Origin of the sequence: Streptomyces sp. NPDC048441 (assembly GCF_043200235.1) — a bacterium.
GTDB lineage: Bacteria > Actinomycetota > Actinomycetes > Streptomycetales > Streptomycetaceae > Streptomyces.
In genome coordinates this window covers 146,270-171,393 of the sequence record NZ_JBICXM010000007.1, presented here as the reverse complement: position 1 = coordinate 171,393, position 25,124 = coordinate 146,270, and the positions used below count along the sequence as shown (strand labels likewise).

The 25,124-nt window shown below is 70.6% G+C and carries 23 protein-coding genes; 10 read left to right on the top strand and 13 right to left on the bottom strand.

Annotated features, from left to right (window positions below; genetic code table 11):
- The first annotated feature begins 56 nt into the window (after positions 1–56).
- From ACGFSB_RS19545 to ACGFSB_RS19535, 3 genes are read left to right on the top strand one after another with little or no spacing between them, the layout of a single operon-like run.
- Entirely contained in the window at positions 57–704 is a 648-nt protein-coding gene (locus ACGFSB_RS19545) for a vitamin K epoxide reductase family protein (RefSeq protein WP_393400567.1), read from the top strand.
- Positions 705–725: 21 nt separating this feature from the next.
- Positions 726–1,145, top strand: coding sequence for a tyrosinase cofactor (locus ACGFSB_RS19540; protein WP_393400564.1), 420 nt, complete (start codon positions 726–728; stop codon positions 1,143–1,145).
- 45 nt (positions 1,146–1,190) lie between these two features.
- Positions 1,191–2,060: a tyrosinase family protein gene (locus ACGFSB_RS19535; RefSeq protein ID WP_393400561.1), complete on the top strand. Its 870-nt coding sequence runs from the start codon at positions 1,191–1,193 to the stop codon at positions 2,058–2,060.
- Positions 2,061–2,136: 76 nt separating this feature from the next.
- On the opposite strand, the gene ACGFSB_RS19530 is transcribed toward ACGFSB_RS19535, so the two are convergent.
- Entirely contained in the window at positions 2,137–2,409 is a 273-nt protein-coding gene (locus ACGFSB_RS19530; RefSeq protein ID WP_393400558.1) for a chaplin, read from the bottom strand.
- Positions 2,410–2,568: 159 nt separating this feature from the next.
- Here ACGFSB_RS19530 and ACGFSB_RS19525 point away from each other — a divergent pair, with 159 nt between their 5' ends.
- A complete protein-coding gene (locus ACGFSB_RS19525; RefSeq protein WP_393400556.1) occupies positions 2,569–2,838 on the top strand; it encodes a hypothetical protein in 270 nt (89 codons plus the stop codon).
- Between the two features lie 73 nt (positions 2,839–2,911).
- Here ACGFSB_RS19525 and ACGFSB_RS19520 read toward each other — a convergent pair whose 3' ends face one another.
- The 3 genes from ACGFSB_RS19520 to ACGFSB_RS19510 form a co-directional block, all read right to left on the bottom strand.
- Complete coding sequence (locus tag ACGFSB_RS19520; protein ID WP_393400554.1) at positions 2,912–3,556, bottom strand: LuxR C-terminal-related transcriptional regulator; 645 nt, start codon at positions 3,554–3,556, stop codon at positions 2,912–2,914.
- A complete protein-coding gene (locus ACGFSB_RS19515) occupies positions 3,520–4,827 on the bottom strand; it encodes a sensor histidine kinase (protein WP_393400552.1) in 1,308 nt (435 codons plus the stop codon). The genes ACGFSB_RS19520 and ACGFSB_RS19515 overlap by 37 nt, the downstream gene beginning before the upstream one ends.
- Before the next feature lie 152 nt (positions 4,828–4,979).
- The gene (locus ACGFSB_RS19510) at positions 4,980–5,369 is read right to left on the bottom strand and encodes a VOC family protein (protein ID WP_393400550.1); all 390 of its coding nucleotides are present in this window, start codon (positions 5,367–5,369) and stop codon (positions 4,980–4,982) included.
- Positions 5,370–5,550: 181 nt separating this feature from the next.
- Between ACGFSB_RS19510 and ACGFSB_RS19505 the strand changes: the two genes are divergently transcribed.
- The gene (locus tag ACGFSB_RS19505) at positions 5,551–5,907 is read left to right on the top strand and encodes a DoxX family protein (protein ID WP_393400548.1); all 357 of its coding nucleotides are present in this window, start codon (positions 5,551–5,553) and stop codon (positions 5,905–5,907) included.
- Between the two features lie 30 nt (positions 5,908–5,937).
- Here ACGFSB_RS19505 and ACGFSB_RS19500 read toward each other — a convergent pair whose 3' ends face one another.
- Both ACGFSB_RS19500 and ACGFSB_RS19495 read right to left on the bottom strand, forming a co-directional pair.
- Positions 5,938–7,572, bottom strand: a complete 1,635-nt coding sequence (locus ACGFSB_RS19500; protein ID WP_393400546.1) for an AMP-binding protein — start codon at positions 7,570–7,572, stop codon at positions 5,938–5,940.
- 46 nt (positions 7,573–7,618) lie between these two features.
- Positions 7,619–8,701, bottom strand: coding sequence for a polyprenyl synthetase family protein (locus ACGFSB_RS19495; protein WP_393400544.1), 1,083 nt, complete (start codon positions 8,699–8,701; stop codon positions 7,619–7,621).
- 333 nt (positions 8,702–9,034) lie between these two features.
- Between ACGFSB_RS19495 and ACGFSB_RS19490 the strand changes: the two genes are divergently transcribed.
- The 4 genes from ACGFSB_RS19490 (at position 9,035) to ACGFSB_RS19475 (ending at position 13,008) form a co-directional block, all read left to right on the top strand.
- Positions 9,035–9,586, top strand: coding sequence for a cupin domain-containing protein (locus ACGFSB_RS19490; protein WP_393400542.1), 552 nt, complete (start codon positions 9,035–9,037; stop codon positions 9,584–9,586).
- The gene (locus ACGFSB_RS19485) at positions 9,586–10,737 is read left to right on the top strand and encodes a DegT/DnrJ/EryC1/StrS family aminotransferase (protein ID WP_393400540.1); all 1,152 of its coding nucleotides are present in this window, start codon (positions 9,586–9,588) and stop codon (positions 10,735–10,737) included. Before ACGFSB_RS19490 ends, ACGFSB_RS19485 begins: the two co-directional genes overlap by 1 nt.
- 118 nt (positions 10,738–10,855) lie before the next feature.
- The gene (locus ACGFSB_RS19480) at positions 10,856–11,983 is read left to right on the top strand and encodes a type III polyketide synthase (RefSeq protein ID WP_393400538.1); all 1,128 of its coding nucleotides are present in this window, start codon (positions 10,856–10,858) and stop codon (positions 11,981–11,983) included.
- Positions 11,980–13,008, top strand: a complete 1,029-nt coding sequence (locus ACGFSB_RS19475) for a methyltransferase (protein WP_393400536.1) — start codon at positions 11,980–11,982, stop codon at positions 13,006–13,008. The genes ACGFSB_RS19480 and ACGFSB_RS19475 overlap by 4 nt, the downstream gene beginning before the upstream one ends.
- A gap of 124 nt (positions 13,009–13,132) precedes the next feature.
- Here ACGFSB_RS19475 and ACGFSB_RS19470 read toward each other — a convergent pair whose 3' ends face one another.
- The 7 genes from ACGFSB_RS19470 to ACGFSB_RS19440 form a co-directional block, all read right to left on the bottom strand.
- Positions 13,133–14,239, bottom strand: a complete 1,107-nt coding sequence (locus tag ACGFSB_RS19470) for a BTAD domain-containing putative transcriptional regulator (RefSeq protein WP_393400534.1) — start codon at positions 14,237–14,239, stop codon at positions 13,133–13,135.
- Between the two features lie 171 nt (positions 14,240–14,410).
- A complete protein-coding gene (locus ACGFSB_RS19465) occupies positions 14,411–16,522 on the bottom strand; it encodes an MMPL family transporter (protein WP_393400532.1) in 2,112 nt (703 codons plus the stop codon).
- A gap of 69 nt (positions 16,523–16,591) precedes the next feature.
- A complete protein-coding gene (locus tag ACGFSB_RS19460; protein ID WP_393400529.1) occupies positions 16,592–18,202 on the bottom strand; it encodes a prenyltransferase/squalene oxidase repeat-containing protein in 1,611 nt (536 codons plus the stop codon).
- A 102-nt stretch (positions 18,203–18,304) separates the two neighbouring features.
- On the bottom strand, positions 18,305–19,822 hold the full coding sequence (locus ACGFSB_RS19455; RefSeq protein ID WP_393400527.1) for an FAD-binding oxidoreductase: 1,518 nt from the start codon (positions 19,820–19,822) through the stop codon (positions 18,305–18,307).
- A 49-nt stretch (positions 19,823–19,871) separates the two neighbouring features.
- Entirely contained in the window at positions 19,872–21,653 is a 1,782-nt protein-coding gene (locus ACGFSB_RS19450; RefSeq protein WP_393400525.1) for an FAD-dependent monooxygenase, read from the bottom strand.
- A gap of 109 nt (positions 21,654–21,762) precedes the next feature.
- A complete protein-coding gene (locus tag ACGFSB_RS19445) occupies positions 21,763–22,695 on the bottom strand; it encodes an aromatic prenyltransferase (RefSeq protein WP_393400522.1) in 933 nt (310 codons plus the stop codon).
- Positions 22,696–22,809: 114 nt separating this feature from the next.
- A complete protein-coding gene (locus ACGFSB_RS19440) occupies positions 22,810–24,651 on the bottom strand; it encodes a BTAD domain-containing putative transcriptional regulator (protein WP_393400519.1) in 1,842 nt (613 codons plus the stop codon).
- 273 nt (positions 24,652–24,924) lie between these two features.
- Between ACGFSB_RS19440 and ACGFSB_RS19435 the strand changes: the two genes are divergently transcribed.
- Positions 24,925–25,086: a hypothetical protein gene (locus ACGFSB_RS19435; protein ID WP_393400517.1), complete on the top strand. Its 162-nt coding sequence runs from the start codon at positions 24,925–24,927 to the stop codon at positions 25,084–25,086.
- The last annotated feature ends 38 nt before the right edge of the window (positions 25,087–25,124 follow it).

Genomic DNA, 25,124 nt, shown 5'->3' with positions numbered 1-25,124 from the left:
CTACTGCAAAAGGGTGCCGAACCCGCCGTCCATGAATCCAGTGAGGACCTCAGCCCATGCACACCAAGACGTCCCTGCCTGAAGCCCGCAGGCCCGAAGTCTCCTTAGGCCGCAAGGACGCACCCGACCGCGGCGAGACGAGCCGCGCCTTCGCCCTGCTCCTGGTGGTCACGGGTGCGGCGGGTCTGCTCGCGGCGTGGGTCATCACCCTCGACAAGTTCAAGCTGCTCGAGGACCCGGACTTCACTCCGGGGTGCAGCCTCAATCCGGTGGTTTCCTGCGGCAACATCATGAAGAGCGAGCAGGCCTCGGTCTTCGGGTTCCCGAATCCGATGCTGGGCATCGCCGCGTACGCGGTCGTGATCTGTATCGGCATGAGCCTGCTGGGCGGTGCGCGCTTCCCGCGCTGGTACTGGCTGACGCTGAACGCCGGCACGCTCTTCGGGGTCGGCTTCTGCACCTGGCTGATGTACCAGTCGCTCTACGAGATCAACTCGCTGTGCCTGTGGTGCAGCCTGGCCTGGGTCGCCACGATCACCATGTTCTGGTACGTCACCTCGCACAACATCCGTAACGGCCTGCTGCCCGCCCCTTCCGGACTGCGTACGTTCTTCGGCGAGTTCACCTGGGTGTTCCCGGTCCTGCACGTCGGCATCATCGGCATGTTGATCCTCACGCGCTGGTGGGACTTCTGGACCAGCTGACAGCACAAGGAGGCATCAGCAGTGACCGATCAAGCCACGACCGACGGCACCGGCGCGGGATGGTTCACGCGCCGGGCCACGATGCGGAACCTCATCGGATGCGCCGTCGCCGCCGTGACGGCACCGGCCGCACTCCTCTGGTCGACACAACGGCACACGGCACACCGTCAGCCCTCCGACGACCTCGGTGAAGGGTCGTTCGACGAGATGTACGCGGGTCGCCGCATCCGCGGGATGAAAGCCACCGGAGACCACCCGCACACGGGCGCGCCCTGGCACATCACCGTCGACGGCAGACCGCTCCACCTCATGCGGCGCGCCGACGGCGGCTACTTGAGCATGATCGACCACTACGAGTCGTATCCGACGCCCCTCATCGCCACCCGCAGGGCAGTGGACGAACTGGGCCGCACACAGGAGTTGCGCGACGGTCCCGCCTGACCACTGCCCGCACATCGGAACCGACGACCCGAGGAGCGCCCAGCCGTGGTCTACACCCGCAAGAACCAGAGCCACCTCACCAGCGCCGAGAAGCGGCGGTTCGTCAACGCACTGCTCGAACTCAAGCGCAGCGGGCGGTACGACGCATTCGTACGGACGCACATCGAGTACTACGTGTCCGACGGGGACGACGGACTGAGGGTGGCCCATATGACGCCCTCGTTCTTCCCCTGGCACCGCAGGTTCCTCCTGGAGTTCGAGCGGGCCCTGCAACGCGTGGACTCCGCCGTGACCGTCCCGTACTGGGACTGGACGGTGGACCGGACCCCCGGGGCGTCGCTCTGGGGAGGCGGGCTCATGGGCGGCAACGGACGGCGCTCCGACCGCCAGGTCATGACCGGTCCCTTCGCGGGTCCTGCCGGGAACTGGGTCATCAAAGAAGGGGAGACGGACGGCGATTTCCTCATGCGCGACTTCGGCCGGCCGCACGACCCGATCGACCTGCCCACCGAGGACGAGCTGGCACGTGCGACGCGCGATCCCGTGTACGACGCGGCGCCCTGGGACTCCACGTCCACCGAGGGCTACCGGAACAAGCTCGAAGGGTGGACCTCCGGCAGCGGCAGCGCCAAGTGGCGCAACCACAACCGGGTCCACCGCTGGATCGGCGGCCACATGCTCGGCGGCGCATCGGTCAACGACCCCGTGTTCTGGCTGCACCACTCCTTCGTGGACCTGCTGTGGGACCGCTGGCAGGCGCGGCACCCGCATTCCGAGCCCTACCTGCCCAAGAAGCCGCCGGGTCCCGAAGGCCTGCGGCGCGGCAGTGTCGCCGCCCGCTACGAGGCGATGCCGCCGTGGGACGTGAAGCCGGACGAGCTGCTCAGCCACCGCCGCATCTACCGCTACGCATGACCCGGCGCCTGCCGCTCCACGCATGACGGAGCCCCTGGCGGTCGCGGACCGCCAGGGGCTCGAATCACAGCTGGGTTCAGCCGCCGTAGCCGCCGTCACCGTGGCCACCGTCGGCGTTGACGCAGGTGTTGCCGAACGCCGGGTTCAGCAGGCCGATGATGTCCACCGTGTTGCCGCACACGTTGACCGGGATGTGGACCGGGACCTGGGCCTGGTTCCCCGACAGGACGCCGGGCGAGCCGACGGCCGCACCCTCGGCGCCGGCGTCCGCCATGGCCAGACCGGCGCCACTGAGCACCACGGCGCCCGTGCCGAGGGCAACTGCGGCTGCCTTCGCGATGCGAGACATCACGTTCTCCTTCGAATCGACGAGTACGGCCGCATGTGTGCGGCCGCACTGTCCCTTCAACGGCGCCGTCGACGCCAGGTAACGGCACGGATAGGTACATCATTGATGAAATCGGCCCGCAGCCCGTGTCCACCGCCCGCGCGGCCCGTTGCGCAGAGCATGATCTCAACACGACGCATCGTCGCCGCCCTCGCGCTCGCCGCCGGCGCCTCCGCACTGGCAGCACCGGCCGCGAACGCCGAGGACATCTCCCCCACGGGCGTGGTCGACTCGCTCAGCACGTCCGCGCTTCCCGCGGAGCACCAGGCCGACGTGCCGACCGTCACCAGCCAGCTCGGCGGGCTCAACGACGTGTACCAGCTCCAACAGCTGCACCAGCTGACCGACCTGGCCGCTCCGGTCACGGGTCTGCTGCCCGCGGTGCAGTAGCAGCCGTAGTGACAAAGAGCGGGGCCGGGTCCTTCAGGGGACCCGGCCCCGTTCGCATCTTCCCGGTATCCGTTCACTTCTCCAGATAGGCGAGGACCGCCAGTACGCGGCGGTTGTCGCCGCCCGTCGGAACCAGGCCCAGCTTGGTGAAGATGCTGCCGATGTGCTTGGCGACGGCCTTCTCGGAGATGAAGAGTCCCTGGGCGATCCCCGCGTTGGAGCGGCCCTGTGCCAGCCACTCCAGGACCTCGCGCTCACGGGCGGAGAGTCGGCCCACGTTCTCGTCGCGTTCCTTGCGCACCAGGAGCTGAGAGATCACCTCGGGATCCATCGCGGTGCCGCCATCGGCCACCCGCTGGATGGAGTCCATGAACTGGGTTCCATTGGTCACCCGGTCCTTGAGCAGATAGCCGACTCCCCGGCCGCCGCTGCCGAGCAACTCGCGTGCGTACAGCGGCTCGACGTACTGCGAGAGGAGCAGGACGGGCAGGTCGGGCGTCTCGCGGCGGGCGGCGAGGACCGCGCGCAGGCCCTCGTCGGTGAAGTCCGGCGGCAGCCTGACGTCCACGACAGCGACATCGGGCCGCTCCCGGGTGAGGGCCTTGAGCAGTTCCGTCCCGTTGTCCACCGCGGCCACGATCTCGTGGCCGTACGCCTCCAGGAGTCGTATCAGACCGTCCCTCAGGAGGAAGTGGTCTTCGGCGAGGACAATACGCACGGAAGCTCCATCGTCACCATGGTCGGGCCGTCGACGGGGCTGTTCACGGCCAGGACTCCGTCGAATGTGGCAAGTCGTCGCTCGATGCCGCGCAGACCGGTGCCGCGACTCGCGTCGGCGCCACCATGTCCGTCGTCGGTCACGGTGATGCGCAGAATTCCGTGATCGTAACGGATGTCGATCCAGGCCCGGTCGGCTCCCGAGTGCTTGGCGACGTTGGTGAGCATCTCCGAGATCGCGAAGTACGCGGCCGACTCGACCGGCATCTCGGGGCGGCCCGGCAGCTCGACCGTGACCTCGTTGGCGACCGGGCAGACCATGGCCAACGCCCTTACGGCGTCCGCGAGTCCACGGTCGGCGAGCACCGGCGGATGGATTCCGCGGACCAGGTCGCGCAGCTCCTCAAGCGCCTTGGACGAGGACTGGCGCGCCTCTCGCAGGAGGGCGATACCGGCCTCGGGGTTGGTCTCCAGGAGGTGCTCCGCGGCGTCCAGGGTCATGCCCATCGCCACCAGGCGGGCCTGGGCGCCGTCGTGCAGGTCGCGTTCGATGCGGCGGATCTCGGCCATCTGCGTGTCGACGGCGTCGGAGCGGGTCGTGGCGAGGTGCTGGATCCGGCCGGCCATCAGCTCGCTCTCGCTCGGGGCGAGCATCGCGCGGGTGTAGAGGGCGTGTTTGCGTACGGCTCGTGGTGCCGCCCACAGGGACAGCGGCAGTTGCAGCACGCCGAGCACACCCGCGAGCACCGCGGTGGCCTGGCCCTCGATCGGGATGAACTGGTACCAGAGGCCGTCCCATTCCATGGAGAGGGGGACGCCGAAGAACGCGAGGAAGACACCCCAGAGGCCGCTGAGGAGCAGTGCGATCGGGAGAAAGGCCAGGAAGGCGCCGGCCACGGGGTCCACGAGGGCCCAGACCCACTCACGCCGGGTCTGCGGATCGCTCATGATCCACCGGTAGCGGGCGACGGCGCCCGAAGCGCCCGCGGGCACGGGCGGCGGCGGTCCCGCCGGGGCCTGTATCTCCACCCCGGACCAGCGCAGGGCCAGTTCGCGCTGCCGGTCGCCAAGACCGCGTACGCCTTCCATCGCTCGCGGCACCATGCCGAGGCCCGGTCCCACCAGGGCGATCGCCGAGGAGACCGCGAGGGAGCGGCCCAGGGCCGCGGCCGACATCCAGCACAGGCTCATCGCCCGCCGCAGGCCGACCGCCCCTGCCGCGACGGAGAATCCCCTGATCTCTCCTGCCGGGCGGCCTTCTCCGAGCTGCATTGTGCGGTCCACTGGACTCGCCCCCCTCTGACGCCGTTCACCATTCCCGGGCCGATGGGCCCGTGCCCTCATTGTGTCGGCGTACAGACACGGAAATCGGTAGTACTACGTCCCCTCTTCCTGCTTCCGTGTCTTCCCGCGCGTCCGCCGGATCAGGGGCGGCGCCCCGCGAGAACGCAGAACTCGTTCCCCTCCGGATCGGCGAGCGTGACCCAGCTCTCGTCCCCCTTCTGACCGACGTCGGCGTGCCGGGCACCCAGGTCGAGCAGGCGACTGACCTCTTCGTCCTGCTCCCTGTCGGTCGCGTTGACGTCGATGTGGAGCCGGTTCTTGACGACCTTGCCCTCGGGCACGAGCGCGAAGGTCAGCGTCGGCGGCACCGGGCCGAGGCGGCTCCTGCCCTCGGGCACCGCGGGGGAGCCGATGGTGACGACTCCGTCTTCCTCTTCCCGCACCTCGTAGCCGAGGACCGAGCACCAGAACCGGGCGAGAGCGTCAGGGTCGGCACAGTCGATCGCGAGCTCGGTGAACTTACTGGCCATGTCAGGACCTCCAGTGCCTCCTGTGTGCAAAGCCAGTCGCCGGTGCCGGGAGGGCTGTACGATCACCAGCGCACAGGAAGTATCCACAACCCCAACAGAACTATCACGTAGCGGTGTTGAACAGCCGCTGCCAGGCGTTGGGGCACTGGCACAGCAGGCGTCCCCTCAGAGCGGAGAGAACGTGTCCACCGCCTTCGTCACGGTCACCATCCTCGGCGTGCTCTTCAACGGGGCCGCCGCCGTCACGTACCTGATCGGCCACGAATACCCCAAGACCCAGGCGGACATGAAGGGGATTCCCCGGAAGTACGTACCGGTACTGGGGTCCTTGCTGGCAGCGGGTGCCGTGGGGCTGCTGGCCGGGCTCGCCGTACCGCTCCTGGGGACTCTCGCCGCCTGCGGCCTCATCCTGTACTTCATCGGCGCGATCATCGCCCACGTGCGGGTGGGCTCCCGCGACATCGTGGGCGGCATCGCCTTCCTGGCCACCGCTACGGCCGTCCTTGTCCTCGGCCTGCTCGACCACGGCCCCTGGTAGTTCGCGGGGTCCACACGTTCCGCGGCCGTTCTACAGGCCGGCCTCCAGGCGGCGGGAGAGTTCGACCCGGCGGGTCTTCAGCGTGGCGGTGCGCGGCAGTTCGGCCAGCGGGATCTGGACAGGCTCCGCCAGCTGCGGGTACGCGGCCGTGGCGGTGCGCCAGCGGTCCGGGTCGAGCGGCTCGTCCCGGTGGGTGCAGACGACCGGGACCGCATGGGACCCGGGGCCCGGCACCACGACGACCTCGGTCAGCTCCGCAAGGGCGTCCAGGAGGATGTCCTCGATCTCCAGGTTGCTGCCCACCCCGGGGATCGAGTCGAACTCGCGGTCGAGCATGTGCAGGCAGCCGAACGAGGTGCGGTAGCCGACGTCCCCGGTACGCCACCAGCCGTCGTGCAGATTGGCGTCGTAGCGCTCCTGCTCGCCGTGGTACGTCTTCGCTATCCCGTCCCAGCGGACGTCTATGAAGCCGGGGTTCCGCTGCGAGGGCCGCCTGCCGTCCCGGCTCACCAGCCTGACCTGAGCGCTGCCCGGCAGGGGATAGCCCACGCAGCGGCCGTCCATCCGGTGAGCGAACCGGCGGTAGTACGGCCGGCCGACCGCGGGGCCGACCTCGCTCTGCCCGTAGATCTGGAAGAACTGCGCTCGCTGAGCGGACGCCTCCAGCAGACGGCGCACCGTCCTCGGGTGGATCGCGTCGAAGGTGCTGCTGAAGTACTTCACCGACGCGAACGGGCGGCGCGTGTCGTCGGCCAACTCCTCCCAGGCCAGGAAGGAGTTGGGCAGTGCCTCGATCAGCCAGGGGCGGCGCTCGGCGAAGAACCCGGCGATGGCGTCCGGGGTGCCGTCCTTCACCAGCAGCGCCGGCATCCCCAGGAGGAGGCAGAGCGACAGCGCCGCGAACGTCCGGGAGTGGCCGAAGGGGATGTGGATCGCTACGGTCCCCCGCTTCCTCATCAGCCCCAGCAGGAACAGCTGCGGGCGCAGCCGGGACCGCATCGTCCGCGGCGTGTGCACGACCAGCTTGGGCAGCCCTGTCGTGCCGGAGGTGTGCGTGATCATGGCCGGCTCGTCAAGACCGCGCAGCACCGGCCGCACCGGCACCGTGCCGTCAAGATCGGCGAGCGCGACCGCACCCGGACCGGCGTCCCCCACCCCGATCACGCCCCGGGTCAGCTCCGCCAGGTCCACGGCATCCTCGGTCAACGCGCGGAGCTTGGGCCCGTCGGTGACCAGGTGCGGCCGCTCAAGACGGGCCAGCAGCGCGGCGATGGCCTCGGAGTCCAGGTGCTGCGAGAGCATGACAGGGACCGCACCGATGCGCTCCACGGCCGTCGCAAGCAGCCAGAGGTCGAAGTTGGGGGCCTTGCAGATCACCACATGGCCGCCGGGGCGCACCCCGGCGACCGCGAGCCGGTTCGCGATGTCCGCGACGTGTCCCGCGAGTTGACTGACCGTCAGCCGTCGCCCGGACTCCGGCAGGACGTCGAGGTCGTGGTCGAGGACGAGCGGCATGGCGCCGCGGAGGCGCGCGGCTCGCTCCGGTACGACGCCGAGATAGAGGCCGCGCTTGTGTATCGACGTACGGGCCGACGTACGGGCCGACGTACGGGCCGACGCTCGGTTCGGCTTGTGACTCAGCTTGTACAGCAACGTGCTTCCCATCAGATCTCCCTTTGCGTCCGGCTGAGCGGTGGTGCGGGGTACGGCATCAGCGGTCGCGGTGGGCGACCATCTCGGCCAGTTCCTCGAGGCGCAGGCGCCAGCGGCGCGGCAGGCCGGCGTCCACCAGGGCCGCGCGGGCATCGGCGACCAGGGCGTCGATCCGCTCCTCGACCTCCGCACGCACCCCGGAGGCGAGCAGGGCGGCACGGAGTCCGGCCGGGTTCCAGTCCGCGTGGCGGCTGTCCTCGACCAGCCGGGCCACCCGCGGGTCCTTGGCCGCGGCCAGCGCGATCAGCAGCGTCATCTTGTGTTCGCTGAGGTCAAGGCCGGTCGGCTTGCCTGTCATCGCCGCGTCACCGAACACGTCCAGCAGGTCGTCCCGCAGCTGGAACGCCTCACCGGCCGCGACCCCGTACGCCTCGAACACCGCGTGCAGCCCGGGGCGTCCGGCGATGGCCGCGCCGAGGGCGAGGGGGCGGTGGATGGTGTAGCGGCCGGACTTGCAGACGGCGACCCAGCGGGCCAGATCCGGGTCCGGCTCCACCTCGGCGGCCAGGGCGATGTCCAGCTGCTGGCCGATGATCATCTCCGTGACCAGCTCGTGCCACACCTGCGCCGCCGGTCCTGTCAGCCTGCCCGCGAGCCGGTTCGCGTAGCTGAGCGCCAGGTCTCCGGCGAGGATGGCGACACCCTCCCCGTACCTGCGGGACTCCCCCGCCCAGGCGCGCCGTGCGTGGAGGTCCGCGTACGCGACATGGACGGTCGGTGCGCCGCGCCGGGTGGGCGAGTTGTCCATGACGTCGTCGTGGATGAGCGCGAACGCGTGCAGCAGCTCGAGCGCCGCCGCCGCGTCGACGACCGTGTCCTCGTCCCCGGCGGCGCCGGCCGCCAGATAGCCGGTGACGCAGAACAAGGGACGCAGCCGCTTGCCTCCCGCCGCGACCAGCTCCGCGACGACCGCCACCGGCACCGCCACCCGGGCGTCCACGGCACCCCAGCGCTTCTCCTCGGCAGTCAGCAACTCCTCGATCCGCCGGTCGACGCGATCCAGCAGCTTGCCGCAGGTCTCCTCATCGATGCCGCTGGGCTCTTCGAGTTCGGCCGGCTCCACCGGCAGTTTGAACGCCACGTTTCCCCCTCGGGGTGGTCAGAAGAAGAATGCGCCGGACTTCTGAATTCCGTACGGGTGCTGCCGTCCCGACGGCGATCGGCGGACCGCGAAATGCATACTCGACGCCGCCCCTTGCCGGGGAATACGCGGCGAGTTGGCCCCGGCTTGGCGGCAAGCAGGCACCAATCCCGGACCCAGTCGCCGCCAAGTCGCCGCTGGCATTCTCACTGCGGGGGCAGGCCGCCAAGCCCGGGGCGCGGATTTCACGGTGTGCCGCCGCTGTCTCCAGAATTCCGCCGTCTCCCGGCCGCCAAGGCCGCGCCCGCATTCCACCCGAGAGAGCGACACCACATGAGCGGTCTCATAGTCCCGCCCGGTCAGGGCCGAAAACTCCTCACGAAAGCGCAGGACGTGACCTTCAAGGTCACGGCCGCGGACGGCTCCTCCTCCTCCGTGTTCGAGGTGGTCGTGCCGCCGGGGTTCGACGTCGGCGCGCACACCCACAGCCATTCCCAGGAGTTCTTCTACGTCCTGGAAGGGGAGTTGGAGCTCTTCTCGTTCGAGCCCACCGAGCGGACCCCGGACACCTGGCACGGCTGGGAGTCCCCGAGCGGCGACCGCGCCGCCCGCGCGGTCACGGGAAGCTGCATGTTCGTGCCGCCGGGCTGCCCGCACGCCTTTCGCAACCCCACGGACAAGCCGGCCCGGATGCTCTTCCAGAGCTCACCCTCGCCCGACCACGAGCGCTACTTCGAGGAGATCGTCGAGATCTTCGCCGCGGGACCTTCGGTGAGCTCCGAGGCCGTGGAGCGGATGCGCGAGCGCTACGACGTCCAGCAGATCACCCCACTCCGCTTCACCCCACCCACCCCGAGCACGGAAGAGCCGAGGGGCGACCTCTGATGACTGTGACGACCACGGACAGCATCTCGCTCGTGCACGCGAGCCTGGGCGAACAGGAACTCACCGCCGTCGCCGAGGTGTTCGCCTCGGGCTGGCCGGCCGGACAGGGCCCGCGGGGCAAGGCACTCGAGGCCCAGCTGAAGCAGCGCTACGGCGTCGGTGACGCGGTCACGCTGAGCAACTGCGGCGCGGCGCTCCACCTGAGCATGTTGGCGCTCGGCGTCGAGCCCGGCGACGAGGTGATCGTCGCCGACTACACCTTCCCGGCCCCGGCCCACGCGGTGCGCTACGTCGGCGCGACTCCTGTCTTCGCGGACGTACGCCGCGACACCGGCACCGTCGACCCGCAGGCGGTGGCGGATCTGATCGGCCCGCGCACGGTGGGTGTGATCGCGGTGGACACCGTCGGGCTGCCCGCCGACTACACCGAACTGATGGCCGTCGCCGACCGGCACGGCCTGTTCGTCGTCGAGGACGCCGCCTGCGCGGTCGGCGCCACCTACCAGGGCCGCCCGGCGGGCGCGCTCGCGCCGGTGGCCTGCCTCTCCTTCCACGGCCGCAAGGGCGCCACCAGCGGTGAGGGCGGGGCGCTGCTCGCCGCCGACCCGGTGATCGGGGCGGACGCCCGGCTGCGGTCGTCGTTCGGCATCGGGAGCATCTACGACCAGGCGCAGGTGGTCGGCCTGCCGATCCCCTCGTTCACCGACATCGGCTACAACTACAAGCTCTCCGACATCGCCGCCGCGATCCTCCAGGTGCAGCTGGAGCGGGTCGGCGAACTACTGGAGCGCCGGAACGCGATCGCGGCGTCGTACGCGGAGCTGCTCGCCGACGAGGAACTGCTCACGCTGCCGTACGTGCCCGGGGACCGCACCCACGCCTGGCAGTCCTATCTGGTGACCCTCGACCCGCGCGTGGACCGCTCCGGGCTCGCCGCCGCGCTGCGCGCCCAGGGCATCGGCTGCGGGCACGGCACCTGGGCCAGCCACTTGCAGCCGGTGTACGACGCCGTGCAGCGCTGCCCGGTGTCCGCGGATCTCTTCAAGCGCAATCTGGCCATCCCCATGCACGCCGAACTCCGCCCGGACCAGGCCGAACGCGTCGTAGACGTACTGCGGGCCGAGCTGAAGAACAACCTGCGCCCCACCTGACCGAGGTGCCGGACAGCGGCGCGGCCGGAGCCGGCCGCCATGAGCCGCGGCCGCCGACCGAGCGGCCGTGGCAAAGGCAGAAGAAATGTCTTTACTTTCTGAGAGGCAGACGCAGGACATGCCCATCCTTTGCAAGCCCTCGGTCCGCGTACCGGAATACGTCATCACCATGGAGCAGACTCTGGATTTCGCCAGGAAAGCCCATGCGGGAAAACCGCAGCTTCCGCTTGCACTCCGACTGATAGAGAACACCGGAGTGCAGAAGCGGCACCTGGTGCAGCCCATCGAGAAGACCCTGGGCCACCCCGGCTTCGAGAAACGCAACCGCATCTACGAGACCGAATCGAAAAAACGCTGCCCCGAGGCCGTCGAGGAGGCCCTGGCGAACGCGTTGCTGCAAGCCGACGACATCGACGCGATCATCTATGTGTCGTGCACCGGATTCATGATGCCCTCGCTCACCGCATGGCTGATCAACACCATGGGGTTCCGCTACGACACACGGCAGTTGCCCATCGCTCAGCTGGGCTGCGCGGCGGGCGGAGCGGCGATCAACCGCGCCCATGACTTCTGCGCGGCCCACCCCGACAGCAACGTACTGATCGTCTCGTGCGAGATGTGCTCGCTGTGCTACCAGCCCGAAGCCGACGACATCGGCTCGCTGCTGTCCGACGGACTGTTCGGCGACGCGGTCGCGGCGGCCGTGGTGCGCGGCCGTGGCGGCCCCGGCGTCACCGGTGTCCAGCTGCGCCGCAACGCCTCGTACCTCATTCCGAACACCGAGGAGTGGATCTCGTACGCCGTGCGCGACACCGGGTTCCACTTCCAGCTCGACCGCCGGGTGCCGGGCACCATGGAGCCGCTCGCCCCGGTGCTGCGCGACCTCGCGGCGGACCATGGCTGGGACGCCGCGGACCTCGACTTCTACATCGTCCACGCCGGCGGCCCCCGGATCCTGGACGACCTCGCCAAGTACCTCGGCGTCGACCGCTCGGTCTTCCGGCACAGCTGGGGGACGCTGACCGAGTACGGGAACATCGCCAGCGCGGTGGTGTTCGACGCCCTGCGCAGGCGGTTCGAGGAAGGGCCGCTGCCCACGGACGCCACCGGCATGATCGCCGGCTTCGGCCCCGGCATCACCGCCGAGATGGCCTTGGGCACCTGGGTCGACGGCACGGCCCATCACCACGGGGCGCACCCGGCCGCGGAGGCCGCGCCGCGCCCGTACGCAGGGAGGATCGCATGAGCAGCACCGGCATCGACAACACCATCGGCACGCAGGACGGACCCACGTCCGACCGGATCATGCGGATGATCAACGGCTACTGGGCCACCGGAGTGCTGGGCACGGCGGCGACGTACGACCTGTTCACGCATCTGGAGGACGGCGCGGACACGGCGGCGGCGCTGGCCGAGAAGGCCGGGATCGCGCCGCGCGGCGCGCAGGCGCTCCTGGACGGTCTGGTCGCCCTCGGCCTGGTCGAGGTCGCGCGGGGCCGCTACCGCAACACCCCGGAGGCGGCCGCCTTTCTCGTGGCGGGCAGGCCCGCGTCACTGGCCGGGTTCGCCCGCCTCAAGATGGGCCACCTGGGATCACTGGCCGCACTGCCCGACGTCGTACGCGCCGGAGGGCCGGTGGCGGACGCGGTGGTGGAGGTCGCCGACAACCCGCACTGGGAGAACCTCGTCCAGGCCATCGCCGCACAGTCCGTGCCCGTGGCGCACATCGCCGGCGAGGCGCTCGGTCTCGCCGACGCCGGGAAGGTCTCGATCCTCGACATCGGCGGCGGTTCGGGGGTCTGCTCGGCCGTCTGGCTCGGGCTCAACCCCGACGCCCGCGCCACCCAGATCGACTGGGCACCGATCAACGCGATCGCCCGGCGGCTCCTCGCTGAACAGGGCGTGGGCGACCGGGTCGACCACGTCGACGGCGACTTCCACACCGCCGACTTCGGCGATGGCGACCACGACGTCGTCATGTACTCCAACATCGCCCACCAGGAAGGGCCTCAGAGCAACCAGGCGGTCTTCACCCGAATCCGCAGGGCGCTGCGGCCCGGCGGCACGCTCGTCGTCTCCGACTACATCACCGACGACGACCGCACCGGCCCGCCGTTCGCCCTGACCTTCGCCGGGGAGATGCTCCTCAAGAGCCGACAGGGTTCCACGTGGCGGCGCCGCGATTACCACGCGTGGCTCACCGCCGCCGGGTTCGAGGACATCCGCTTCCTGGACACCCCGTCCCCCACCACCCTCGTGCTCGCCCGCTGACCCGCCCTGCCGCGGGGACACGCGGGGACACGGACAGCCGAAGAAGCCTCCGGCCCGGCGGCCCGTTCGAGGACCGCCGGGCCGGAGGCTCGGACGCCGCTTTCGAAACCCGCCCCAGGAGGCCCTAGGAGCGCTCGAGCTCCGGTGCCTGGCGCAGGATCTCCAGTTCCAGGTGCTGCAACGCGGGGCTCGGCGAGATGCCCAGGTCCTCCACCATCTTCTTCTGGTGGGCCCGCAGCACCGACAGTGCGTCGGCCTGCCGGCCCGCCCGGTACAGCGCGAGGCTCAGCAGTTCGCAGCCGTACTCGCGCAGCGGATGGGCCTGGGTGAAGGGCACCAGTTCGGGCACCGCCATCTCGTGGTTGCCCACCGCGATCAGGGTGGCGCAGCGGCCCTCGATCACCGACAGGCGCAGCTCCTCCAGGCGTACCGCCTCGGGTGCGACATGCGGGGCCGCGGCGACCTCCGCGTACGCCTCCCCGCGCCACAGGGCCAGGCCCGCCTCGAACGCGTACAGCGCCCGCTGCGGATCGCCCCGGTCCAGCGCCTGCCATCCGGCGGTGGCGCTCTCCCAGAAGCGGTGGGCATCGACCTCGACGGCCCGGCTGTTCAGCAGATAGCCCCGCCCGCGGGTGCACAGCACCGTCGCCGGGGTGCGCGGTGCCCGGTGGGGTTCCAGGGCGCGCCGCAGATTGGCGATGTACGCGTGCAGCGAAGTGATCGCCGACTGCGGCGGCCGTCCGTCCCACAGCGCCTCCACCAGTACGTCCACCGAGACCGGCTGGCCCACCTGGCTCACAAGCAGCACGAGCGCCGCACGCTGCTTGGGCGCCCCCAGGTCCACCCACCGGCCGCCGACGGCCGCCTCGACCGGGCCGAGCACCCGGAACTCCACCCCGACGCCCGACGCGGGGCGGCGCGGTGGACCGGCACCGTCCGGCCTTTCGTCCCCTGCGGTGTCCGGGACGCGGTCGTCCCGGCGCCGGGGGGAGGCGGTGTCGAGGTCGAGCGCCTTACTGACGTACTGCTTGAGTGTCTCGTTGGCGCGCTTCAACTCCCCTATCTCGCGCTCGAGTTCCGCTATGCGCTGCATACCCGTGGTTTCCGTGCTCCCGGCGCTCCCCCCTGGCCGCTGCTCGGCAACAGCCTGTCGTCCGCGCTGTCCGACGACCACCGGGACGGCGGTCATGGCACTGCGGCGGATTCCCCTGCCCATCGTCTCTGCACTCATAGGGTCTGCCCCGAAAGTGTGTGTCCGGGCATGCCCCGGACTGTGCATGCGGACTGTCCATGCGGTTGCCTCTGCCACAAGGCCCGCCCCTGAGTTCGCGTCGCACGGCCGGGTCCGCTCCCCACGGTCCCCGGGCCGGCCTCCCGCGCCGGGTCCCGGCGCGGGAGTTGTTCACCTGCCGCTGTACGCGGGCACCTGGTCGGGTTCGCCCGCCGAAGCCACGGCGTCGTCGCGCTGCCGGAACAGCTTGCCGGGCCACCACATCCAGCCGCCCACGTCCAGGGTGAGCGCGGTGACCAGCACCGAGCGCACCACGATCGTGTCGAGAAGCACGCCGAACGCCACCGTGAAGCCCAGCTCCACCGCGAAGACCAGCGGCAGCGAGGCCATCGCCGCGAAGGTGCCGGCCAGCACCACACCGGCCGAGGTGATCACACCGCCGGTGGACGAAAGGCCGGTCAGCGCGGCGCGCCGGGTGCCGTACAGCAGGGTGTCCTCGCGGACCCGGGTGACCAGGAAGATGTTGTAGTCGATGCCGAGCGCGACCAGGAACACGAACGCCAGCAGGGGGAACGACGCATCGGCTCCGGCGAGGCCGAGGACGTGCTCGAACACCAGACTGCTCACGCCGAGGGCCGCGCCGAACGACAGCAGCACCGTCGCCATCAGCAGCAGCGGCGCGACCACCGCGCGCAGCAGCAGCCCCAGGATGAGCAGCACCACGAGCAGCACGATCGGGATGATCAACTTGGAGTCGCGAGCCGCCGCGTTCTCCGTGTCGACCATGATCGCGGTGCTGCCGCCGACCTGTGCGTCCGCGCCCTCGATCCGGTGGACCGCGGTCCGGGCCCGGTCGACGGTGCGCATCGCCGCCTCGCTGCTCGGCTCGTCCGCCAGCTGCGCGCTCAGCACCGCCTTGCCGTCCTTGATCACCGGGTCCGCGACGGCGCTCACCCCGGACACCTTGGCCAGCACCGTCTTGACCTGACCGGCCTCGGCGGCCCTGGCCACGACGAAGACGGGGTCGCCGGATCCGGCCGGGAAGTGCGCGGCGCGGATCTCCTCACCGACCGCCATCTGCGGCTTGTCGGTGAACTGGTCCTTGTTGGACAGGCCCGAGGCATCGAGTCCGAGCGTGCCGAGCGCCATCGCCGCGAGCACCAGCACGGTGCCCACCCACACCAGCCGCGGGCGGCCGGAGATGGCGTTCCCGACCCGGCTCCAGATGCTCTCCTTCTGCGCGGCCTCCGCTCCGTACACCGGCTTCACCGGCCAGAAGATCCACCGGCCGCAGGCGACAAGCAGCGCCGGCATCAACGTCACCATGGCGACCAGGCCGACCAGGACGCCGATGGCGCAGGCCGGGCCCATGCCCTTGGTGGAGTTCAGAAGGGCGAGCATCAGCAGCATCAGGCTGATCGCGACGGTCGCCGCGCTGGCCATGATCGCGGGTCCTGAGCGGTACAGGGCCTCCGCCATCGCCTCGTGCCGGTCCTCATGACGCGCCAGCTCTTCCCGGTAGCGGGAAATCAGCAGCAGCGCATAGTCGGTGGCGACGCCGAAGATGAGTACGACCAGGATGAAGCTGGTCTGTTTGTTGATGACGAGGCCGGCGTGCTCGGCCAGCAGATAGATCAGCGCCTCCGCCGCCATCAGGGCGACGCCGACCGTGATCAGCGGCAACAGGGGCAGCACCGGGCTGCGGTAGGTGATCAGCAGGATCGCGACCACGACCAGCGCGGTGATCGTGGTCAGCGCTCCGCCTCCGCCGAACGCCTTGATCGAGTCGGCCCCGTAACCGGCTGGTCCCGCGACGTGGAAGCTGAGGCCGTCCGCGTCTTTCTTGCCGACGTCGGTCATCGAGTCGACGACCTTGCCAAGGCCTTCCCAGCCGGACTTGTCCTTGTGGACCTGGACGATGGTCTGGATGGCCTTGCCGTCCTGGGACTTGACCGGTTCTTGCGGCCGGCCCACGACGTTGTCGATGCTCTGGAACGCCTTGGCGTCCGCCTGCGCCTTGGCCAGGTCGGCGCCGGTGACCCCGCCGGCCCGGTCGTAGATCACGATCGCGGGCACGGAGTCGGCAGGCATCAGCTTCTGGGCCTGCTCGACGACCGCGGTGGACTCCGCGTTGCCCGGCAGCCAGGCCGAGTTGTCGTTCTCTTCCGCGTCACCGAGCTTCCCGGCCAGCATCAGCGCCGGGACCAGTACGACGGCCCAGATCGCGATGACGACCCACTTGCCGACCCTTCCGCTGGGTAGGGCGGCCAGTTTTCGAAGCATGTCTGCCTCTCCGTGTTCCGTGGGGTGAATGGTGTGTTCAGTGGCTGGTGAAACAGGCGGTTCAGGAGTTCACCCGGTGACCCGCGCGCGGACGTGCCCGAGTGCGAGCAGCACCGGTATGTCGGTGAGCAGCGGGAAGCGGTAGGCGAAGGGGCGCGGGCCGACCATGTCGGGCGGGCCGCCATAGCCGCCGTCGGCCTTCTGCCGCTCGAGCAGCCAGGTCAGGGCGGCGCCGACGGGCTGCGGATCGTCGGCGTGGCAGAGCGTGATCAGGCCGTAGGCGGTGCTGATGTCGTCGCTGGGGTCGCCGGGCTGCATACCCCAGCCGCCGTCGGTGTTCTGCGTCTCGCGCGCCGACTGCTCGATCCGTGCGGCCATGGCGGCGGAGCGCAGATCATCCGGGCCCGCCGTGCAGGCGGCGAGCCGCACCCGGAACATGCTGTGCAGGCGGCTGCGGCTCCAGCCCGGCTCGAAGCCGCCGTCGTCAAGCTGGCTGCCGGCGAGGAACGCCAGGGCCTTCTCGCGCTGCGGTGCGGTGGCCGGGTGCGGGCCGAGCGCGCAGACCGCGGCGGCCGTCATGCACGGCTCGGACGAGGCGCCCTGGACGTAGGTCGGGAAGCCGCCGTCCGCGCCCTGCACGGCCAGCAGCGCGGCCACCCCGCTGTGCACCGTCCCGACGTGTGCGACCGGGTCGACCACCTGGAGGAACTCCAGGGCGCAGGAGGTGTCGTCGACGTCGTTCTGCGCGACGATCGGCGACATGGACCAGCCGCCGGTCAGCGTCTGGCCGCGGGAGAGCGAGCGGAGCGCGGCGCCGCCCCGCTGGGCGCTGAGCGTCGCCGCCATCCGGTTCAGCAGCGCCGGGTCGGCGCCCGCCGCGTGCAGGGCGAGACCGCCGGTGGACGTGCACCAGTTGTGCATCTCCAGGACGAACGGGAAGCCGCCGTCGGTGCGCTGATGACGCAGCAGCGTCCCCAGGCCGCGGCGCACGGTCTCCTCGTGGCCGGGCGCCCCGGCGAGCGCGTGCAGCACCAGCAGGTGCATGAGCGCGTAGCCCTCCCACACCGTGGTGCCGGGGTCGGTGGCAAGCAGGGTGTCCAAGGCCGCCTCGGTGACCCCGTTCCGTACGCCGAGGGCGTCGGCCAGGATCCGCGTGATGGCCGCCTGCTGCACGGCGGCCCAGGAGTGCAGCGGGTCGGTGGGTACCCGTCCGCCGCCCGGGAGTTCGGCGTCGGCGGGCAGCGGGCAGCCGAGTACCGAGAGCACCGCGTACACCATGAGGCGGCGGCGGGTGGAGATGAAACCCGGCGCGGCGCCCAGGACGCCCGCCGCCAGGGTGCCGACGAGGGCGCTGTCGCCACCGGGCTCCCGGCCCGCGGCACCCCCGAGGGCGAGCGAGGCGAGCACCCGGTCGAGCTTGTCCGGGGACTCCTGGTGGCCGCGCAGATAGGCGAGGAGGCGGTCCCTGGCCGGGGATTCGGCCCCGGTCCGCGTCATCAGCGAGAGGGCGAGCGCGGACTCGAGCACCCTGCTCTCGCACTGCTCCCGGATCACACCGTCGTCGTCGGTTCGGCCGCTGACGTACGCGACAAGACGGGCCGTGGCCTGTCGTACGTCGTCCGGGCGAATCTCGTCGGGCAGGGTCAGCGGGGCCGGTCGCGCGCGGTCCGCGATCTTCATGGAGTGCTCCTGTCTGGCCGGTCCGAACCGGCGGGATGGCCTGGGGTTACGGGAACGGGCCCGCCCCGCCGGGGCGGGCACCGTGCGGAGCCGGGCAGTGGGTCAGCGGACGCCCTGCTCGAACCGGAAGAACCGGTGCGGGTCGTACTTCGCCTTGACCCGGGACAGCCGTGCGCCGTTCTCGGCGTAGTAGGAGCGCCGCCAGTCCGGCAGGCGCGGGTCGATGAAGTTCTGGTAGGTCTCGCCGTTGGAGTACGGGTCGATCACCGCGAAGCCGGCGTCGACGTACTCCAGTGCGGCGGTCCTCGCTTCGTCCGTGATCGGTGCGGCGGCGTTCGAGGTGAGGTAGCTGACCGAGAAGAGGCTGTCGCGGTGGACATAGGCGGTGGCGTCGCGGGCCACGGTGTTGGCCCGGCCTCCGAGGGCCGAGATCTGCAGCTGGCGCATCTGCCCGGAGAACCGCTTCGCGTTGAACGTCTCGAGCGCCTCTGCCCAGCCCGCGCGCGGCATCTCCCGCTCGAACAGACGGCTGCGCCAGGCGCCGAACGCCGGGCGCTGGAGCTTCCCGTCGGGGGAGGTGTCCGCGCGGTGGCACTGCTGCACCGTGAGCTCGGAGCACTGGTACAGCGACATCAGGACCGACTTGTACGGGGCGGTGAACTTCTGCTGGTACGCCGGGGGGCGGCCGACCAGCGAGATCAGCCGGGCGATCTCGCTGTCGAACGCCGCGCCGGTGTCCACCGAGCCGAGGAACACCGAGGCCGTCGGCACGGTGCCGGGACCGGCGTCGGTGAGCGTGACGTTGACACCGCTGCCGATCGTCCACGGGGCGTCGGACAGCCACTTGTTCCAGCCGTCCAGCATGTCCAGGGCCTGGTCGAAGGTCCATACGAGGTTGATGGCGGCCACGTCGGTCAGCGGCGACGGCGTGACGTCGTACGACGTCACGATCCCGAAGTTGCCACCACCGCCCCCGCGCAGGGCCCAGTACAGATCGCTGTGGCTCTTCGGCGAGGCGGTGACGGTGCGCCCGTCGGCGAGGACCACCTGCGCCGAGGTCACGCTGTCGGAGGCGATACCGACACTGCGGGTGAACAGGCCCATCCCGCCGCCCTGGAAGAACCCGCCGGCCGCGACAGTGGGGCAGTAGCCGCCGGCGATGCCGAGGCCGGCCGGCGCGAGCGTGTTCGTGATGTCGACGAGCTGGGCGCCGGGCCCCATCCGCGCCGAACCGTCGCCGAGGACCACGGAGTTGAGCCCGGAGACATCGATGACCAGGCCCTGGGTGGTGGAGTAGCCGCCCGCACTGTGACCGCCGCTGCGCGCGGCGACGGGTATGCCGTGTGCCTCGGCGAACCGGATGCAGGCGGAGACGTCGGCGGTGGAGGAGCAGTAGGCGACCGCCCTGGGGCTGGTGGCGTCGAACTGGACCTGGTAGAGCTGCTTCGCCCGCTGGTAGTCCGCGTCCGACGGGAGCACGAGACGTCCCTGGAGCCGGTCGGCCAGCCGGTTCCACTGGGAGCCGAGGGCAGTCGACTTGGCCTGCGCGGCGCCGGACAGCACCGTGGTGGCCAGCGCGGCACCGCCGGCACCGGCGAGGAAGGACCTTCTGTTGATCATGTGGTTTCTTCCGTGTTCGTAAGGGAGTTCGGTCTTGTGGTGCGGGCGGTCACGGCGCCCGGCGCCCAAGGACGAGGGAGAGCGCCTCGGTCAGGGCTCCCGCCGGGTCCGCCTCGGCGCCCGTGGCGCGCCAGGCCACGTGCTGGTCGGGCCGGACCAGCACGGCACCCGCCCCGTCCGTCTCGCGCAGGCGCTGCCAGACGCCGTCGGCGTCGGTGAACTCCGTGCCCTCGCCGCCCTCGCCGATCCGGACCGCGGTCACGGGGACGGAGAGCTTCCCGGCGGCCAGTTCGGCGGCCTCGTTCCATGCCGCCCCGTCCGCCCCGGTGATCAGCACGAAGCCGGTGCCCGAGCCGACCAGGTCGTGGGTGGACACCCGCCGGCCGTCCCGCTCGACCCAGGCGTGCGGCAGCAGATGCCCCGGCCGGGTCGTGGGCCGGTACTCGTCGCCCAGCGGCGAGCGGACCGGCGGGCGGCTGCCGTCCGGGACGACCGCGCCCTGCTCATAGGCGAAACCGGTCTCCACGTCGAGGGCCTGGCACTCGGCGCGGTGGGTGGCGAAGATCTCCGCTGCGCGGGCGCGCTGCGCGGCACCGACCGGGGTCGGCGAGAAGTAGGAGAAGAACACCGGCATGCGGCGCTCCGGCGGCACATGCGGGCCGAGACCGACGGCGGCATCGATGACCACCTGGTGGTTCGCGGCGGCGGACATCGCCCAGCCCAGGTTGTACTGGCCGACGGGCCGGCGCTCGGCCTCGTAGGTGTCGAGCAGGCTGTCGCCGGCCCGGCCCGAGAGCACCGCGGCGAGCTTCCAGGCGAGGTTGTGCGCGTCCTGGATGCCGCTGTTGAGGCCGAGGCCGACCGCGGGCGGCTGGCGGTGGGCGGCGTCACCGACGAGGAACGACCGGCCGTGGCGGTAGCGCTCGGCGAGCACCGCCTCCACGCTCCAACTGGTCACATCGTGCAGGGTCAGCTCCAGGTCGGGCAGGCCGAGCACCTCGCGGATGCGGCCGACGACCGCGTCCTCGTCGGTGGGGTCGAGACCGACGAGCGGCAGGTGCAGGCCCCACTCCTCGCAGTGCTTGCCCCAGGTCGGGCCCATCTCGATGAGTGCGCTCGACAGTTCGCGGCGGTAGGGGTTGAGGAACCAGGTGATGATCGATCCCTCGGTCCACCACTGCGACAGATCAGCGGAGAAGTACGCGGTGGTGGCGTCGAACAGGGCGGGCAGGCCCTCCATCCGTACGCCGAGGGCGGGGCCCACCGTGCGGCCGGCGTCCGCCGCGATCACGTACTGCGCGATGACCGTCGTGGTCTCGCCGTTCTCGGCGGAGCGGATCTCCGCGGTGATGCTCTCGCCGTCCTCGTCCTCGGTGAGCGAGACCAGTTCGTGGCCGAACCGGACGCGTCCGGGGTTGCGCTCCTCCGCGTGACGGCGCAGCACCGGTTCGAGGCGCAGCTGCGGCAGCTTGGCCGGCAGCACGGGGCCCGCCGCTTCGTAGGTTTCGCGCAGCGCGCCGCCGCCGAAGCCGTCCATCTCATGGATGACCCGCCCGTCCAGCGGGCCCTGGCCGGTGAGCGTGGTCTGCCAGCGGACCTTGCCGAACTGTTCGGGCGTGGCGGCCGGTCCGGCCACGTCGTCCGCCAGGCCGTACTGGCGGAAGATCTCCATGGTGCGCTGGTTCATGTAGTGCGCCTTCGGCAGGCGCGAGGTGTCCGCGCGGCGCTCCACCAGCAGGTGCTCGACGCCGTGGCCGGACAGGAAGACGGAAGCGGCCAGGCCGGAGCCGCCGCCGCCCACGATCAGTACCGGAACTTCTACGGTGCTCAAGGTTTGTCCTTCCGAAGGAAGATGAGAAGAGAAGAAGGGAAGAGGAGAGAGGAAAGGAGAGGGGAGAGAGGGCGGAGAGGGCGGAGAGGGGCGGAGAGGCGGCGCGAGGTCACACCGGGTCCGCGAGGGCCCCTTCGGGGAGCTGCATGATCTCCGGCACGCCGGAATCCCAGCGGTAGTAGGCCTGGAGCTTGTAGTACTCACCGTCGGGCTGGGAGGCGACGGCGTAGACGAACTTCGTGTTCGGGTCGGCACATTGCATGTGCCGCACGAACAGCCCGATCTGCTCGTCGAGTTCGACGGGCAGAGAGGCCGGGTCCGTCGTCGCCACGGCGAAGCAGATCCGCTCGATCACCGGGGAGTCCCAGTCGAGGGTCACGTAGACGCCGAAGGCCTGGCGGCCGAGCCGGAGCATCTGCTCGCTGGGTTCGGCCTGGTCGACCTCGCGGAGCATGGAGCGTACGGACTCGGGGGAGATGCCCCCGGCGGGCGGCTCGCCGAAGTAGATGTTGACGGTGCGGTTGCGGTAGTCGATGCCGAGCAGACCCACGGTGTCGCCGAGGCCGTGCCGGGCGATGAAGTCGAGGCTCTCGCCCAGGCTGCGCGGCATCGACGGAAGGCCGGCGAGTCTCGTGACGTCCTGGAGGGCGGTGCGCGGCAGCACCACCCATATCTTCTTGAACCCTCCTACGACACCGAAGTCGATGCCGTAGCCGTCGACGGGGCAGTTGTCCCGCAGGTCCGCGAGCAGCTGGGCCACGGGGTGGTCCGTCTTCTCCAACAGGCCGTTGTCCACGGCGAGTTGGTACGGGTCGATACCATCCGGCACCGTGAACCGGCAGTCGAGATCACCCGCGCGGCGCGCGCCGGTCGACACCCGGAACGCGACCAGGGCCTGGGTGAGATCACCTCCGTACAGGTCCAGGATGCGCAGCACGTCGTCGCGCGCGTACTCCACCTCCAGCAGTCCGGCCGCTTCCTCGATGGCCGAGTAGAGGGCCTGTACCGCGTCTTGCCGAGTGATCGGGGCCACCTCACTCATGGCAGTCACCATCCTTACGCTTCATGGCGGCCGGCCTCGGCCGTCCGTCTTGAACAGGGCTTTCGCCGACTTGAACAGGGCTTTCGCCGGACTTGCCGTCGACTTGGCAGGGGGTCACCGGGGCAATTCCCGTCGGGGAGTCGTGTCCGCGTGCAGCAGGACCAGCGGGTGGAAGCGGTAGCGGTCCTCGCCGAGGGATCCTTCGGGCTCCTCGAAGAGCAGGCTGCCGTCGACGAGTTCTTCCAGGGCGCGTTCCGCCTCGGCCTCGGTCAGGCCGGTCACCTCGCCCGCGAGCCGGGCAGTGAAGGGGCCGGGCCCCACCGAGGCCAGCCAGGGCAGCACAGCCGCGGTGGCCGGGCTGAGCCGGGTCAGGGCCCAGCCGAGGGTGCGGGCCAGATCGAGCTTGCCGTAGCTCAGGACGGCGAGCCGGGTGCGCGGGTCGGCGAGTTGGGCGGCGAACCGGGCCACGGTCCGGTGCGGGCGGGCGGCGAGCCGGGCGCCCGCGATCCGCAGCGCGAGCGGCAGCCCGGCGCAGTAGCGCACCAGGTCCCGGACCGCCGCGGGTTCGGCGCGGATACGGTCGGCGCCGACGGCCTCGGCGAGCAGCGCCACGGCGCCCTCATCGCCCAGCGGCCCGAGGCTCATGGTGTGACCGGCGGGCACGGTCGCGAGACGCGCCCGGCTGGTGACGAGCAGCGCGCTGTCCGGTCCTGCGGGCAGCAGCCCGGTCAGTTGTACGTCGCCCGAGGCGTCGTCCAGTACGACGAGCAGCCGGGAGCCCGCGGTCCGGGCGCGGTAGCGCCGCACCAGCTCGCTCAGGCCGTGCCGGGCGGCCTGCCCGGCGGCCTCGGTCCCGCCCAGCGCGGCGAGGATCTCCTCGAGCACGGCCGCGGGCGGCCGGGCGGCCCCGTCGGCGTCCTGGAGTTCGGCATGCACCACGCCGTCCGGGAACGCCTCGGCGCAGCCGTGGGCCACTTCGGCGGCCAGGGCCGTCTTGCCGCTGCCGGGCATCCCCGTGACCAGCGCCGCCCTGAGCCGGGCGCCGGGGCCCGAGGGGCGGCGCAGCAGCATCGACCTGAGCCGGGCCGTCTCGGCGGTGCGCCCGGTGAACGCGGCGGACCTGGGGGGCAGCAGCACGAGCGGCCTGCGCGGTCCTTCGGCGCTCTCGCCGCGCAGCATCCGCACGTAGGCGCCGCTGAGCTGCGGTCCCGGTGCGACGCCGAGCTGTTCGTCGAGGATCCGGCGGCCTTCGCCGTAGACCTGGACGGCCTCGGCCTGCCGGCCGGAGTGGTGCAGCGCGGTGATGAGGTGGGCACGCAGGTTCTCGTCCATGGGGAAGCGGGCCACCAGGGACAGGAGTTCGGGCACCAGGGAGCGGTGCCTGCCGAGCGACAGATCCGCCTCGATCCGGCGCTCAAGCGCCTGCGCCCGCAGGAATTCCAGCCGCGGCCGCTCGAACTGCAGAAGGTGCTCGGTCACGTTCTCCAGGGCGGGGCCGCTCCAGCAGTCGAGTGCGCCACCGAGCAGCCTTCCCGCTTCTTCATGACGGCTCTCCTCAAGGGCCTGGCGGCCGAGCCTGTCGAGCCGTTCGAAGGAGAACAGGTCAACCTCGGCTTCCCGGGCGTCGAGAACGTATCCCGCCCCTTTCCGAAAGATCTGCACGCAGTTCCTGAGTGTTTTCCTGAGCCGGGATACATAGGTATAGATCTGCGAGTTCGAGGTGGGCGGCGGCGTGTCTCCCCACAGGGCGGCGCTCAGCCGGCTGTCGGCGACCAGAGCGCCGCGCGCGAGCAGCAACACCGCGAGCACGGTGTGGATCTTCGCCCCGGACAGCGGCACAAGCGCACCCGCCCGGGTCACGGAGACCGGGCCGAGCAGCCGGAATTCGAGCGCCCCCGAAGCATCGGCGCCCGGCCCTTGCGGCTCGGCGGCACTCTCGGCGGGCTGGACGGCCACACCAGCAGAGTTCAGCACAGCGCAATCCCCGTACCTCAATCCACATCCCCCGTATATCCCGTGTGAATCAATCTCCACAACCGTATCCGGGGGCACTTTTCGCGCGTTATCGAGTGGATTTCGGGTACGCGAAATAGCAGAGAAATCGCATCAAAATGGCGCACCTTCTAGGATGCTTCCAGAAACTCCGCCAGGAATTCCTGCAAGTCATTCCTACAAGCATCACTGCGAGCTCACTGCGAGCATTTCTGGAAACGATGAGGAGAATCCTTGATGCGTAAGCCCCGTACGGTCGCAAGCGCGCTCGCCGGCACCGCGCTCCTCCTGCTTCCACTGCTTCTCGCCATGGACGCCGGGCAGAGCGCGGACGATCTGCCGTGGACCGGGATCAGGGCGCAGGGCAGTGTCACGCAGGGCGACCTGCCCTGGACGTGACGCGTAGGCGGGACGCGGGAGGAAGACCCAGCGGGTCA

Excerpts from the sequence above, each read along its gene's own strand:
- ACGFSB_RS19470 (WP_393400534.1), bottom strand. The coding sequence starts at position 14,239 with ATGAGTGCAGAGACGATGGGCAGGGGAATCCGCCGCAGTGCCATGACC.
- ACGFSB_RS19545 (WP_393400567.1), top strand. The coding sequence starts at position 57 with ATGCACACCAAGACGTCCCTGCCTGAAGCCCGCAGGCCCGAAGTCTCC.
- ACGFSB_RS19455 (WP_393400527.1), bottom strand. The coding sequence starts at position 19,822 with ATGATCAACAGAAGGTCCTTCCTCGCCGGTGCCGGCGGTGCCGCGCTG.
- ACGFSB_RS19500 (WP_393400546.1), bottom strand. The coding sequence starts at position 7,572 with ATGGGAAGCACGTTGCTGTACAAGCTGAGTCACAAGCCGAACCGAGCG.
- ACGFSB_RS19465 (WP_393400532.1), bottom strand. The coding sequence starts at position 16,522 with ATGCTTCGAAAACTGGCCGCCCTACCCAGCGGAAGGGTCGGCAAGTGG.
- ACGFSB_RS19510 (WP_393400550.1), bottom strand. The coding sequence starts at position 5,369 with ATGGCCAGTAAGTTCACCGAGCTCGCGATCGACTGTGCCGACCCTGAC.
- ACGFSB_RS19445 (WP_393400522.1), bottom strand. The coding sequence starts at position 22,695 with ATGAGTGAGGTGGCCCCGATCACTCGGCAAGACGCGGTACAGGCCCTC.
- ACGFSB_RS19530 (WP_393400558.1), bottom strand. The coding sequence starts at position 2,409 with ATGTCTCGCATCGCGAAGGCAGCCGCAGTTGCCCTCGGCACGGGCGCC.
- ACGFSB_RS19485 (WP_393400540.1), top strand. The coding sequence starts at position 9,586 with ATGACTGTGACGACCACGGACAGCATCTCGCTCGTGCACGCGAGCCTG.
- ACGFSB_RS19490 (WP_393400542.1), top strand. The coding sequence starts at position 9,035 with ATGAGCGGTCTCATAGTCCCGCCCGGTCAGGGCCGAAAACTCCTCACG.
- ACGFSB_RS19480 (WP_393400538.1), top strand. The coding sequence starts at position 10,856 with ATGCCCATCCTTTGCAAGCCCTCGGTCCGCGTACCGGAATACGTCATC.
- ACGFSB_RS19515 (WP_393400552.1), bottom strand. The coding sequence starts at position 4,827 with ATGCAGCTCGGAGAAGGCCGCCCGGCAGGAGAGATCAGGGGATTCTCC.
- ACGFSB_RS19525 (WP_393400556.1), top strand. The coding sequence starts at position 2,569 with ATGATCTCAACACGACGCATCGTCGCCGCCCTCGCGCTCGCCGCCGGC.
- ACGFSB_RS19475 (WP_393400536.1), top strand. The coding sequence starts at position 11,980 with ATGAGCAGCACCGGCATCGACAACACCATCGGCACGCAGGACGGACCC.
- ACGFSB_RS19435 (WP_393400517.1), top strand. The coding sequence starts at position 24,925 with ATGCGTAAGCCCCGTACGGTCGCAAGCGCGCTCGCCGGCACCGCGCTC.
- ACGFSB_RS19460 (WP_393400529.1), bottom strand. The coding sequence starts at position 18,202 with ATGAAGATCGCGGACCGCGCGCGACCGGCCCCGCTGACCCTGCCCGAC.